Origin of the sequence: Clostridium sp. K13, assembly GCF_019734195.1 — a bacterium.
Classification (GTDB): domain Bacteria; phylum Bacillota; class Clostridia; order Clostridiales; family Clostridiaceae; genus Clostridium.
Map to the genome: position 1 here is coordinate 211,664 of NZ_JAASHM010000002.1, position 13,682 is coordinate 225,345.

General features: G+C 27.3%; 11 protein-coding genes and 1 pseudogene. 9 read left to right on the forward strand and 3 right to left on the reverse strand.

Annotated features, from left to right (window positions below):
* The first annotated feature begins 9 nt into the window (after window positions 1-9).
* From HCG76_RS02520 to HCG76_RS02535, 4 genes are all read left to right on the forward strand, one after another.
* Window positions 10-852, forward strand: coding sequence for a carbohydrate ABC transporter permease (locus tag HCG76_RS02520; RefSeq protein ID WP_221698949.1), 843 nt, complete (start codon window positions 10-12; stop codon window positions 850-852).
* Window positions 853-864: 12 nt separating this feature from the next.
* On the forward strand, window positions 865-2,163 hold the full coding sequence (locus HCG76_RS02525) for an efflux RND transporter periplasmic adaptor subunit (RefSeq protein WP_221698948.1): 1,299 nt from the start codon (window positions 865-867) through the stop codon (window positions 2,161-2,163).
* Window positions 2,160-3,377: an ABC transporter permease gene (locus HCG76_RS02530; protein WP_221698947.1), complete on the forward strand. Its 1,218-nt coding sequence runs from the start codon at window positions 2,160-2,162 to the stop codon at window positions 3,375-3,377. The genes HCG76_RS02525 and HCG76_RS02530 overlap by 4 nt, the downstream gene beginning before the upstream one ends.
* 126 nt (window positions 3,378-3,503) lie before the next feature.
* Window positions 3,504-3,752 (forward strand): DUF1653 domain-containing protein, encoded by a 249-nt coding sequence (locus HCG76_RS02535; RefSeq protein WP_221698946.1) that lies wholly within the window; start codon window positions 3,504-3,506, stop codon window positions 3,750-3,752.
* A 360-nt stretch (window positions 3,753-4,112) separates the two neighbouring features.
* Here HCG76_RS02535 and HCG76_RS02540 read toward each other — a convergent pair whose 3' ends face one another.
* The 3 genes and pseudogenes from HCG76_RS02540 to HCG76_RS02550 all read right to left on the reverse strand — a co-directional run bounded on the left by HCG76_RS02540 (window position 4,113) and on the right by HCG76_RS02550 (window position 7,630).
* Window positions 4,113-6,212: a CotH kinase family protein gene (locus HCG76_RS02540; protein ID WP_221698945.1), complete on the reverse strand. Its 2,100-nt coding sequence runs from the start codon at window positions 6,210-6,212 to the stop codon at window positions 4,113-4,115.
* Between the two features lie 18 nt (window positions 6,213-6,230).
* Window positions 6,231-6,917: pseudogene (locus HCG76_RS02545) on the reverse strand (DUF4956 domain-containing protein).
* 32 nt (window positions 6,918-6,949) lie between these two features.
* Window positions 6,950-7,630: a polyphosphate polymerase domain-containing protein gene (locus HCG76_RS02550; RefSeq protein WP_370778867.1), complete on the reverse strand. Its 681-nt coding sequence runs from the start codon at window positions 7,628-7,630 to the stop codon at window positions 6,950-6,952.
* Between the two features lie 164 nt (window positions 7,631-7,794).
* Between HCG76_RS02550 and HCG76_RS02555 the strand changes: the two genes are divergently transcribed.
* The 5 genes from HCG76_RS02555 (at window position 7,795) to HCG76_RS02575 (ending at window position 13,560) form a co-directional block, all read left to right on the forward strand.
* Complete coding sequence (locus HCG76_RS02555; RefSeq protein ID WP_221698944.1) at window positions 7,795-8,469, forward strand: response regulator transcription factor; 675 nt, start codon at window positions 7,795-7,797, stop codon at window positions 8,467-8,469.
* Complete coding sequence (locus tag HCG76_RS02560; RefSeq protein WP_221698943.1) at window positions 8,470-9,678, forward strand: sensor histidine kinase; 1,209 nt, start codon at window positions 8,470-8,472, stop codon at window positions 9,676-9,678. It begins immediately after the preceding gene.
* A gap of 175 nt (window positions 9,679-9,853) precedes the next feature.
* Entirely contained in the window at window positions 9,854-10,363 is a 510-nt protein-coding gene (locus tag HCG76_RS02565) for a DedA family protein (protein ID WP_221698942.1), read from the forward strand.
* A gap of 238 nt (window positions 10,364-10,601) precedes the next feature.
* Window positions 10,602-11,306, forward strand: a complete 705-nt coding sequence (locus HCG76_RS02570; RefSeq protein ID WP_221699036.1) for a response regulator transcription factor — start codon at window positions 10,602-10,604, stop codon at window positions 11,304-11,306.
* The gene (locus HCG76_RS02575; RefSeq protein ID WP_221698941.1) at window positions 11,293-13,560 is read left to right on the forward strand and encodes a sensor histidine kinase; all 2,268 of its coding nucleotides are present in this window, start codon (window positions 11,293-11,295) and stop codon (window positions 13,558-13,560) included. The genes HCG76_RS02570 and HCG76_RS02575 overlap by 14 nt, the downstream gene beginning before the upstream one ends.
* Window positions 13,561-13,682: the final 122 nt, after the last annotated feature.

Consider the following 13,682-nt stretch of genomic DNA (forward strand, 5'->3'; position numbering starts at 1 on the left):
ATTTATAGAATGAAGAAAAAAATAGTATTTATTATATTAGTTGCAATATCTATATTTATGTGTTTCCCAGTTATATTTTTATTAGCAGGTTCATTTATGAGTGTTGACGAATTAACTACTTATCTTGGACCTGTATTATCAGAAAAGACTAAGGGATATGTAACTTGGGGGTTGTTACCTAGTTATCCGACTATAAGAGCGTATGTAGAATTATTATTTGACACACCAGAATTCTTTGTAATGTTTTGGAATTCTGTAAAAATAGTATTTTTCTCAGTAGGAGGACAACTTATATTTGGTATTCCAGCAGCTTGGGGATTTTCAAGATATAATTTTAAGTTTAAAAGGTTTTTATTTACTATTTATATAGTATTAATGTTAATGCCATTCCAAGTTACAATGTTATCTAGTTACTTAGTATTAGATAAGTTACATCTTCTTAATACACATGGAAGTTTAATACTACCAGCTATATTTTCAACATTCTCTGTTTTTATAATGTATAGATTCTTTTGTAATATACCAGAATCTATAATTGAATCAGCAAGAATAGATGGTGCAAGTGAAATAAAAATTTTTATGAAAATAGGAATTCCACTAGGTATGCCAGGAATAATGTCAGCTGTAGTATTACAATTCTTAGAGTATTGGAACTTAATTGAACAACCATTAACGTTTTTAAAGGATAAGGCATTATGGCCATTATCTATTTATTTACCTAATATTACTTTAGAAAATGCTGATATAGCATTTACAGCATCAGCTGTAACATTAATAGCAGCTATAATAGTATTTTTTGCAGGGCAAAGTTACTTAGAGCAAGGTATTGCAGCATCAGCAGTAAAGGAATGATGAGTTATGAGTATGAAAGAGAAAATAAAAAAGATTATAAATTACAAGTATGTTAAAAAAGGAAAAGATACATTACAAAAGAAAGCTGTAAAATGTTTAGTTGCATTTTTATTTCTTATGGTAATGTGTACTATGTTATCAAGAGCAGCAGATTCTATGACTATTCCAAGAATTAAGGTTGATAAGCCAAAAACAAAAACTATTGTAGATGAAGTAAAAGCTCAAGGAAGAGTTGTAAAAAATAGAGAAGAAAAAATATCTATCGTTGAAGGATTAAAAGTAGATTATGTTAATGTCAGTATAGGTTCTAATATTAAGGTTGGAGATACTTTAGTAGAACTAGATGTTACTGATTTAGAAGCAAAAATAAATGAAATAAAAGAAAATATATCTAAAGATCAAAAGACTTTATCAAGAGCAACTGAAGATTATAATAGAGCAATAGCAGCCAAAAAGCAAAGTGTTCAAGCTGCATTAAATGAAATGAATACAGCAAAGCACGCTTTAGATAATTATTCAAATTTAAGTGATGAAGAAAAAGATCCAGCAATGGAAGAAAGCTTATATGCTGATTATCAATCAAAGAAATCAATGTATGATCAAGCTGTTAAAGAATCAAATGATACGGTTGATTTAGATAGAACACTTCAGGACACTAAAGATTCTCTTCAAATAGATGAATATAATAAAGAATTAGCTAAATTACAACCGTTATTAGATGCAAGTGGAAAGATTGTTTCTGATAAAGAGGGTATAGTTACTAGTATATTTGTTGAAAGTGGAGGAACTACAGCAGAAGCTATAATGTCAATAGCTGATAAAAATACAGGTTATAAGTTCGTTGGACAAGTAGAAAAAAGTAATAGAACTTTAGTTAAGCAAGGACAAAGTGTATCTTTAAATCTAGGAAGCGCTGGAACTGTTGAAAATTTAACAATTGAAGCAATATCTAAAAATGAAGAAAGTGCAGATCTTTTAGATGTTACAGTGTTATTACCTGTGGGAGTAGGTGAAATTGATGATTCTGGAGAAATAATAATTTCAAGTAAAGCAAAAAAATATGGTACATGTGTACCAATAGCCGCATTAAGACAAGGTGATAATAATAACTACTATATTTTAGTTGTTAGTGAAAAGGAAACTGTTTTAGGAGAAGAATTAATAGCTAAAAAAATTGATGTTAAAGTTGAAAAAAAAGATGGTGAGTTTGCAGCTATAAGTGATGGAGTAATAGGTAGAAGTGAAAAAGTAATAGTAGATAGTAATAAAACAGTAGAAGATGGCGATAGAGTTCGCCTGGAGAATGAATGATAAGGTCATTAAAGCACATAATTAGAATTATTCTTATTTTTGCTTTAATTATGTGCTGGGGAATATCATTAGGCTATGCCAATAATATAGAAAGTAAAGATAAAATTATTAATTTTTATTTTGAAAATGATAATTATACTGTAGGATTACTTGAAAGTATTGGGGAAAGTAAAAAGGAACTTTCATTTGTAGGATGGAGAGAAGAATCTCTTCAAAGTGTTACTAATCCAGATTTAAATAGAACAGCTAATGATTTAGATATTTTATTAATTAATGGATCATCAAATTTATTAGTAAAGGGGTCTATGTTATTTAAGGATGATAAGGAAGGATGTTTGATAGATGAAGAAACATCATTCAAATTATTCGGAAGTAGTAATTGTTTAGGAAGAACCATAGTATATAATGAAAAAAGTTTAATAGTAAGAGGGATTTTAAAAGGAACAAAAGCAAATATGATGCTTCAGTTACCAGAAGATTCGAATTTAGCATTAAAGGGATTAACTATTGATGGAACAGGACTTACTATAAATAAAATAGAAGAGTTTAAATCACAATTTGGAATTCAAGAGATGGCTATTAATGGTGGAATATATTATATTATTGCAAAAACTATAGCAATTATTTTTCCAATATTAGCATTAATACTAATATTAATAAAAATAATAATTAGTATAATTAAATCAAGAAAGAAACCAATATTAGTAGTAATTTATTTATTTATGATTATAACTTCTATATTTATAGTATTTAAGATTACTAATATAAAAATATCTATTCCTTTAGATATGATTCCTAATAAGTGGTCAGATTTTGATTTCTGGAGTAAAATGTGGAAACAGTATTCTGAAAAGATTCAATATGTTATGTATATGAAAAAATCAGGTATTGATATTTATAATATAGAAAATCTATTAAAATCAGTCTTATTTTCAATCTTTACAATAATATTATTTGTAATTAATTTAAATGTAATTAAGATTAAAGATATTAAGGAGCTTATAATTAATAATGCTATTTCAATAATATGTACTTTTATTGCAGTTTTGATTATATGGACAAAGTTTAACTTTGATGTAAACATAACTATGTTATGGTTAATTTATCCTTTATACTTATGTGCAGATTATTTTATGAAGTCACATCATAAGCATTTAATTTGTGATGAAGTCTTAGAGAGTAATACTAAGATTACTAATGAAATATGCTTATAAATATATATCCCCTAAAAAGAGTTTATAAAATCCTTTTTAGGGGATATATTATTTTATTTACATTGAATTTAATTAGATGCTACATTAAAATATATAAATACTTATTATTTTACGGAGGAAGATATTATGAGAGATATAACAAGTTTAAAAGGAAAGATATTTAGGCATTTTAAAGGTGATTTATACTTAGTTGAGGATTTTGTAAAACATTCAGAAACTCAAGAAACTATGGTTTTATATAGAGCTTTATATGGAGATTGTGGGCTTTTTGTAAGACCATATGATATGTTTGTTGAAGAAGTACCAGAAGGAAAGGTTAACCCAACAGGACAAAAATATAGATTCCAAGAATATGAAGTTAAAAGCGTAAAATAACTAAACTGCGAACTAAAGCTTAAGTATGCAATTTAAGCAGAATCCCCTTAAAGTTAATGACTTGTCATATAAATTTGTAGCAGGAGTCATTAACTATAAGTTGGGAAACTAAGAAAAACAGTGAAGAGAAAAAATGAAATATTAATTTGGAGTGAAGCATTGAAATTAAGCTGTAGAATTTAATAATTGATGTAGTAAAATTTGCGTTAAGAAGATTTTACTGTTTGACGCGCTAGCTAGTTTAAAATCTTTAGGAAATTTTACGGAATCAATTATATAAATTCAAAGTGAAAATTTCACCGCTTCCCGGAAAAGTAATATTCCATTTTTCGTTCTCACTGTAGTTCGCAGTTTATTTAATTAGCTAGTATATTTTCTTTTACTTGAGAATTTTACAAAAATAAGGCTTATTATTAATAATAAAATTGATAATCCTGTTAATAGTAATGTGCTAAAATTACTTGAGTTTGAATTACCAGGTACCATTGCAAAATTATTATTAATAACTTCTTTATTTGTATTACTGTTACCTCCAGGCATTGAGGTTTGTATAGATTCAAGTTTAGTAATATCATCATTGTTTAAACCTAAAGCTAATAGTTGTTCTTTAATTGAATCAGTTATACTTCCATCTTCTGAAGTTTGAATAATTTGCATTGCTTGCATCATTAAATCCTTGTCTATAGAAGAAGTATTATTGTTTTCATGTATATTATTATCTGGTGAAGTCATAGTATTGTTAGTTGAATTTTCAGCAGTATCTTTATTAAATGCCATATTCATACCAACCATACCACCTTTATTATTTCCACCACCTTGTTGTCCCATTGCAGTTAGGTTTACAGTAGTTTCAATAGTACCTGTGCTTGTTGAAGGTTGAGAACCATCAAGTTGAGCAGAAATACTAGTTGATCTATCAAGGCCAAAATTTAATAAATTACTAACTGCTTCTGTATATTCATCAAAAGTATAAAATGCTGTAGCATCATTTTTAACATAATCACTAATTAAAGTATCAGTTTTAGTTACTAACATTTCGTAAGTACCATTGTTTACAAAATTATTTACTATTTCATTTAAATATTGATGATATAATTCTTTGTATTCATCTACTTCTAAAAGATTGGCGATTAATGGATTATCTTCTAAAGTACCTGAAACAGGAGAATCAATAGGGAAGTTTATTGCACTTGAAGCTGAACCAGCTTGAAAACCTCCAAATGATAAATTATAATCCCAAGGTAAGATACTAACTACACCATCATCCTCGTATAAGTAATAGTTATTGTTCATGTTAGAAGCATAACTATCAAGATTAACTAAGAATGTGTTAGCAGCAAAATATCTTAATACTTCATCTACATTTAAATAAGACTCAATATCTTCCATAGTATCAAGATGTTCAATCATATCTAATATTTTAGTATAATCATCGCTATCTGTAGTTTTAAAGATAGCATTATCAAAAATAGCAGAGTAATTAGAAATATCATTACCATTCCAAACTAAATCGGAACCATTAGAGTTTCCACCCATTCCTCTGACCATCATGCCACCACCAATATCAGAAGGCATTTGCATTTGTTGATTAGAGTTACCTCCAGAATTTATATCAGGAGGAGTCATCATTTGACCATTACCATTACTAGTATCAGAAGGCATTTGCATTTGTTGATTAGAGTTACCCCCAGAATTCATATCAGGAGGAGTCATCATTTGATTATTACTATTTCCAGGAGTTGTGTTATTTGAATCTTGAGTAATTTGTGTTGGATCAAAATCAGGCTTAGTATTTGTAGAGTATTTATCTTTATTTCCCCCAACAGCAACACTATCACTTTCAGGCTTATATAAATTACCATCAGTAGAGCCATAATTTCTTTCAATAAATTCTTCTTCAACTGGTTCAACAGCAAGATATAATCCCCATTCTTCGCCATTAACAGTAATATTGGCATAAGAACATGCTGGAGTTGGAACTCCAAGGGAGTCAAGTAATTTATATGAAAGATATTCTCTCATATAAGTAGCATCAGACATATTATTATTCAACACTAATTTACTAAGTCCATCCAAAGTTTGCCCATCAACATATTCATCGAACTTTACTTTAAAGCTATATCTTTCAGTAGTATCATCCATAACAAGTTGAGATAAACTAGAATTTCCTTTAGGTCTAATAGCAATATTGTTGTAAGTAACTCCATTAACAGTAATATTAGCAGCAGTATATTCTTCGGCCGAAGCATTATCAAGCATTTCTTGCCAAGCAGTTTCATCCATTTCTATATTTATATCCATAACCTTGTCATCATCAAAAATTGTTGTTACGTAATCAGGTTGTTCAATATAAGTTGCAGTAGATGAGCTTTTAGGTAACACTATAATTATCAATGAAAAACTTATAGCTATGGCCATTAATATAGCAATAAGTTTATTGAAGTGTTTATTTGAAATCATTTTTTCACCACCTATTTATTAGCTCATATATTCGCCATTATAACTAACTAAAACAACGTTATTTACTCCTGATATATGACTAAGTTCATTTACAAATTTAGTTGACATTTCTTTTAATCTTATTTCTACAGTTAATTCAATTCCAGAATCAGCTGATACAGTTTTTGATTTAACAACATGTTTTTTTACTGAATTAGAAATAAATTTAATAGCAGCATTTTCACTGTTATCATTAGAACAATTTACAACTAGGATATAAGGATTGTCAGTACTCTTCTTATTAACAAAAACAAGCATTACAATTCCTATAAATACAGAACCTAAAATTCCTAAAGGAATAAGACCAGCTCCTAAAACTATACCAGCAGATATTGACCAGAATAAAAATGCAATATCAAGAGGTTCTTTAATAGCAGATCTAAATCTTACAATAGATAATGCACCAACCATACCAAGTGAAAGAATTACATTAGAAGTTATCGCTAAAATAATTAAAGTAGTTATTAATGTCATTGCAATTAAAGATATACCAAAGCTTTCAGAGTACATAACACCTTTAAAAGTCTTTTTATATATTTAAAAAATAAATAATCCTATAGCTAAAGCTAAACCTAAAGCTATTAAGGTATCTGTAACTGAAAAGCTGGTAGTTTTTTCTAAAAAACTCGATTTAAAAATATCTGAAAAGTTAACTTGTGAATTCATTATATATTACCTCCAAAATAAGTTTTTAATATTTATCCAAACATTCTACTATTAGCATATTTAGAAATTGAAGTTGCTTTTCTTGTATTAGTTTGGATTACATCTTTTATTATGTCAGGTAAAAATTCATCGAATTTTACCTCTAAAATTATAGTATCGTTAGCAGGAATCTTGATCGTAGGAAGATTTGTATTAAACATATCTCTTGAACAGATACCACTTCTAACGTTACTATCAATAGTTATTCTTACATTTCCAGGTTTATAAATATACGCCTCACGTGTATAATCAACTAATGTTTTGGGCTTTAACATTTGAGATTTAATTTTAAAATATAATTCTTGAATTAATGATTTGTCAGAGTTAAGCATCCATTCAATATCATTATTTAATATTTTTTCACATTGCTCTTTAGTTAATGGAGCTGAAAACTTAGTGCATAAACCATTGATTTTACTTTTCTTTTCTAACCTAATAAAATCAAAATTATCGTTATAATATCTAATCCTAAATTTTTCACGTTTACTATAACCATTAACTTTTTCAAGTAAGGCTTTATCATTAAAATTATCAAAATATAAACTTCGAATATGATAAGTTCCGGAAACTCCTGCATTTAAATCTAATGAAGCTATATGTTTAATTCTATTTTTTATTGCAAAATAATCAGCAACATTAATAAAAAATTTTAATTCATGTCTTGGTTTAGTTATAAAAATCACCTCCCATTTGACTAATGTTAAATTTAAGTTAACTTACAATTTAAATGGTAATACTTTAACCTTAAAATAATCTTAAAAGTGAACTAAATAGTTTGTTTGTATGTTAGACTTTTAGTAAAGAATTAGTTATATAGAATGTTAGGAGAGTGAGGTTAATGAGATTATTACTTGTAGAAGATGAGATACAACTTTCTGAAGCTCTTAATCAAATATTAAGTAAAAATAAATATGTAATTGATGCTGTATATAATGGTGAAGACGGATTGGATTATGGATTAACAGATATATATGATGTAATAATATTAGATATTATGCTTCCTAAGCTTAATGGATTAGAAGTCCTTAGGAGATTAAGAAAGAATGGCATAAAAACACCTGTTATTTTACTAACAGCTAAGGGGGAAGTTGAAGATAAGGTTAAAGGGTTAGATTTTGGAGCTGATGATTACTTACCTAAGCCTTTTGCAATAGAAGAGTTATTAGCAAGATTAAGGGCATTAACAAGAAGGCAAGGAGAAATTATTAATGATAATATTTTAGAGTTTGGAGATATTAAATTAAATATTTCTAGTTATGAATTAGAGGGGCCTTGTAACAGTATTAAGCTTTCATTAAAAGAATTTGAGATTATAAGGTGTTTTATACAAAGACCAAAGACAATAGTTACCAAAGATGAGTTAATAAGTAAAATATGGGGGTATGACTCCGATGTAGAGTATAATAATATAGAAGTTTATATTTCATTTTTAAGAAAGAAGTTAGGATATATTGATTCATCTACTAATATAACAACAGTAAGAGGTGTTGGTTATAAGCTGGAGGAAAGTTAAATGTTTAGTAAGTTAAAGAGAAAGTTTGTATTAATTAATATGACACTTTTAACAACAGTGTTTATAGGTATATTTGGAACTATATATTTAACTACTGCTTATAGTATGGAAAAGGATATGAAAATGCAGTTGTGGGGAAATATGATGGTTGCACCGCAACAGAAACCAATGCCAAAAGATGAAAGAAAGGATATGACAATAAGAATAGACCTGAATAATACTAATGATATACTTAGTGTTTCATCTAGATTAAATACAGAGGACCTAGATATAAATAATATTGTTTTAAAGGTTATTAATAATGATAAATCAATGAGTAAAATAAATATTAATGGAGAAAGCTTTGCATACCTAAAACAAGATATTGGTACAGGAAGAAGGATAGTATTAGTGAGTAGGGCATTTCAACAAGATATGCTATGGAGTTTGTTAAAAATATTTATTGGAGTAGGTTCAGTAAGTTTAATTGTATTATTTTTTATAAGTATATATTTTACTAATAAAGCTATAAATCCATTGGAGGAAACATTTAAAAAGCAAAAGCAATTTATTGCGGATGCATCTCATGAACTTAGAACTCCACTAACTATTATTAAAACTAATATTTCATTATTAAGGGAAAATGAAATGGAAACTATAAAGAGTCAAAAAAAATGGATTAATTATATAGATTCTCAGACAGGAAGAATGTCAATCTTAATTAATGAAATGTTGTCATTAGCTAATTTAGATGCTAATAAGAAAAAGGGAGAGATTATTAATTTTAATTTAAGTAAGATTATAAGTGATTCGTTATTAGTATTTGAGGTAGTAATATTTGAAAAAGGTCTTACATTAGAAGAAAATATATCAGAGAATATTTTCATAAATGGAGAAAAGGATCAAATTAAAAAGCTTATAAGTATATTAATGGATAATGCTATCAAGTATACAAATAAAAATGGGAAAATATCTGTATTACTTAACACGGAGAAAAATAAGGTAAAATTGATAATTAAAAATACTGGTGAGGGAATAAGGAAAGAGCATTTAGAAAAAATATTTGAGAGATTTTATAGAGTTGATGACTCAAGGGATAGGGGTACTGGAGGTTATGGTCTTGGACTTTCTATAGCAAAGGCTATAGTAGAGGAGCACAAAGGAAAAATACATGCAGAAAGTATAGTAAAAAATGAAACATCATTTATTATAGAGCTTCCATTGAGTTAGTAAAAAAGTTAAAATAATATTTTTTAGACTATTACAAAGAATTTTGTGATAGTCTTTTAGCTTTTAGAATTAAATCTTAAGAATTTCTTTAGATTTAACATAAACTCTTCTTTATTTTTTTAATATAATATAAAATTATACTTAGGAATAAAAGGATAAATTTGGAGGAGTAAACATGGATGCTAATAGTATTTTAAATTATCTGTCACAGTATGGTGTGATGTTTATATTTATAATTGTATTTTTGGAATATTTAAACTTACCAGGACTTCCAGCAGGTATAATAATGCCACTTTCAGGCTTGTGGATATCAAGAGGTGAAATGAACTTTCCATTTGTTTTAATATTATCTGTAATAGCAGGAGTTATAGGAAGCTGGTGTTTATATTTTTTAGGATTCTATGGAGGAGGTTTTTTATTAGAAAAATATACAAAGAAATTTCCTAAACAAAAGGCTTATATAGATGAGAAGCTTGAATACTTAAGAAGTAAAGGGCATATAGGGGTATTTGTAAGTAGACTTATTCCTGTTGCAAGAACAATAATTGCAATACCAGCAGGAGTTTTAAAAATGAACTTTTTTAAATATACAATATATTCAGCTTGTGGAATATTTATATGGAATGGTGTCTTTATTTCAGCCGGTTATATTTTAGGTGAGGGTATTTTTAAATATATTGGATAATTAAAGTGATTTACTTAGAGGTTATATAGTATAACCTCTATTATTTTTTAGGAAACCACAACTCCCTTTAGTCGTAGTAGTAAGTTCGACTAACCCAATCTAAGATTTGGAGTCTCACTTAAGAAAATCTTTAGAATTATATAAAGTTGTTGTTTAGTTTTTGGTAGTATTATTGATAATATAGTAAATAAACATGTTCGTAAATTTAAAAAAAGAGGGGTAAATAGGAATGAATAAAGTGAGCTCATATAATGTTTTAGTAGTAGAAGATGAAAATGATATAGCAATTGCAATAGAAGCGTATTTAAATAATCAAGGATATAATGTTTTTATAGCTAATAATGGAATAGAAGGTTTAGAAGTATTAAAGAAGGAAACTATTCATTTAGCAATAGTTGATGTAATGATGCCAAAGATGGACGGCATAACTTTTGTTATGAGACTTAGAGAAAATCATGATTTTCCTGTAATAATGCTATCTGCAAAATCAGAAGAGGTAGATAAAATAATGGGACTTAATATTGGAGCAGATGATTATGTAACGAAACCATTTAGACCACTTGAATTATTAGCTAGAGTAAATTCACAGCTTAGAAGATATTCCAAGTTTATGAATATGGTTAAGGAACCAGAGGATAAAGAAAATATTTATAGTGTAGGTGGATTAGAATTAAATTTTGATACTAAGGAAGTAACTGTAGATGAAAAAAATGTTAAGTTAACACCTATTGAATTTAAGATATTGGCATTACTTATGAAACATCCTGGTAGAGTATTTGCTGCTGATGAAATATATGAAAGAGTATGGAATGAGCAGGCAATAAATACTGATACAATAATGGTTCATGTAAGAAAGATAAGAGAAAAAATTGAAATTAATCCTAAGAATCCAAAATATTTAAAGGTGGTATGGGGAGTTGGATATAAAATTGAAAAGCAATAAGGAACAAGATGATATGAATGATTCAAGACATAATAATATTAATGAAGGAAAAGAAGTACAGTTTAAAAGTAAAGGTATTGTAACTACGTTAGTGATGATAGCTGTAATAATCGTAGCAGCTTTAGGAATGTGTAACTCTTATGGATTTGTAAATGAAGCGGCTAAAAGTAGAAATGTAAATTATTTTGATGAATACGGATTTGCTAGTGTTATAGCAGATTCTAGTTATGCATTATATTATGATTCCATTAAGGAAGATAATAAAAATGCAAGTGATATTTTATTAAATATAGATAAGAATATAAATGAAGGTTATGATGAGGATTATTATAGTTATATTCAAGATGACTTTAATAGTAATATAAATACGTTTAATAGTGAATTTCGAGGTTGGAAAAATGGTGTAAACTTAGGGAATTTAAAATATTATTATTACAATACTTCTAATAGTAAGACTAATACAACTTTAGATGAGAGTTTAAAGGTAGAAAATGATAATATTGATTTATCACAATTAACTACAGAGAAGTATAGATTTTATACTGTTATTAATTTTGATAGTGATGGTAATATAAATATTGGAGAAACTATTGGAGCAAATCCAGAATATTTAAAATCAAATATTGAAAGCCAATTGATGGAGATTAGAAGTGAGTATAATACATCGTATAATGATTATGAAAATGGATATTATAATATAACTATGAATCCAATTAAGAATATGACAGTCGTATATGCAGTGCCTGAGATATTAAATTCATATGATAATATTAGCTGGGGAATGCAAAATGCAGATATGAGGGGATATGAAGGGATAGGAGCAGGAGTTGCATTTATAATAGCTGGTATTATAGCATTAGTAGCATTAATATTCCCAGTAAAAAAAGCTAAGAATACATTAATATTTAATGGAGTTTCTAAAATTCCTTTTGAAATTTGGATAATTATTATTGGATTGACTATTGCAGCTTTAGGCCCATTATCAGGACAGCTTATAAAGGCTACTTTAGATGGAGATTTACAATTAGTATTTACAGAAATGATACCAAATTTAATTATTCCTGAAAGATTAATATGGATATTTAATTTTATAATATGGTTAGCTAGTTATGCAGCAGTATTCTTCTTTGTATTAGTTTTTAAATATATATTTAATATAGGTATTATAGAATATATAAAAACAAGAACAATATTTGGAATAGTATTAATGTTCTTTATTAGAATTATAAAAAGAACATTAAATGAGGTAACAAAAGTTGATTTGAGAGAAAAGAATAATAAATTAATAATAAAATTATTAATAATAAATGCAGTGATTTTACTATTAATAACTTCTATTTGGTTCTTTGGAATTCCTGTTGTTATACTTTATTCAATAGTTTTATTCTTTGTTATAAGAAGGTATGTTGATAAGATAAGTGAAAAATATAGTAAGCTTAGAGAAGCAACAAGTAAAATAGCAAAGGGAAATTTAGATATAAAAGTAGAAGAGGATTTAGGATTATTCGAACCGTTTAAAGGGGACTTACAAGAAATTCAAAAGGGATTTAAAAGGGCTGTAGATGAAGAGGTTAAGAGTCAAAGAATGAAAACAGATTTAATATCAAATGTTTCTCATGATTTAAAAACACCTTTAACAGCAATAATTACTTATGCTGATCTTTTAAAAGATGAAAATCTTTCAGAAGAAAAATGTAAGCAATATATTGAAACATTAGATAGAAAAGCTCAAAGATTACAAGTTTTAATAGAAGATTTATTTGAAATGAGCAAAGCAACTAGTGGAAATATAAACTTAAATATTGAGAATATAGATGTTGTATCTTTAATGAAACAAACTTTACTTGAGCTTGAAGATAAACTTGAAGAAGCAAATTTAGCAGTAAGAAAAAATCTACCAGAAGGAAAAGTAATAGTACCTTTAGATAGTCAACGTACTTTTAGAGTTTTTGAGAATTTAGTAATTAATATGACAAAGTATGCTATGCCTAATACTAGAGTGTATGTTGATATCAGTGAGAGTGAAGAAGAAGTTAAAATAACAATGAAAAATATGGCCGCTGAGGAAATAACATTTAATGTAGATACAATAGCAGAAAGATTTGTTCGTGGTGATGAATCAAGAAACACTGAAGGTTCAGGCTTAGGGCTTGCAATAGCAAAGAGTTTTGTTGAACTTCAAGGTGGTAAGTTTAATATTAGTGTTGATGGAGATTTATTTAAAGTAACTATAGTTTTTTATAAAATAAAGTAAGCCTATAAAATTAAAATATATATTATGACTTAAAGATGAAGTATAGTTAAAAATTTTTAATTATACTTCATCTTTTATTTAATAAGAAAAATATATAAGAACTGTATATTGAACTAGAGTTA

What these genes read in the sequence shown, in the direction of transcription:
- HCG76_RS02540 (WP_221698945.1), bottom strand. Translation starts at nt 6,212, where the DNA reads ATGATTTCAAATAAACACTTCAATAAACTTATTGCTATATTAATGGCC.
- HCG76_RS02555 (WP_221698944.1), top strand. Translation starts at nt 7,795, where the DNA reads ATGAGATTATTACTTGTAGAAGATGAGATACAACTTTCTGAAGCTCTT.
- HCG76_RS02520 (WP_221698949.1), top strand. Translation starts at nt 10, where the DNA reads ATGAAGAAAAAAATAGTATTTATTATATTAGTTGCAATATCTATATTT.
- HCG76_RS02565 (WP_221698942.1), top strand. Translation starts at nt 9,854, where the DNA reads ATGGATGCTAATAGTATTTTAAATTATCTGTCACAGTATGGTGTGATG.
- HCG76_RS02535 (WP_221698946.1), top strand. Translation starts at nt 3,504, where the DNA reads ATGAGAGATATAACAAGTTTAAAAGGAAAGATATTTAGGCATTTTAAA.
- HCG76_RS02560 (WP_221698943.1), top strand. Translation starts at nt 8,470, where the DNA reads ATGTTTAGTAAGTTAAAGAGAAAGTTTGTATTAATTAATATGACACTT.
- HCG76_RS02530 (WP_221698947.1), top strand. Translation starts at nt 2,160, where the DNA reads ATGATAAGGTCATTAAAGCACATAATTAGAATTATTCTTATTTTTGCT.
- HCG76_RS02525 (WP_221698948.1), top strand. Translation starts at nt 865, where the DNA reads ATGAAAGAGAAAATAAAAAAGATTATAAATTACAAGTATGTTAAAAAA.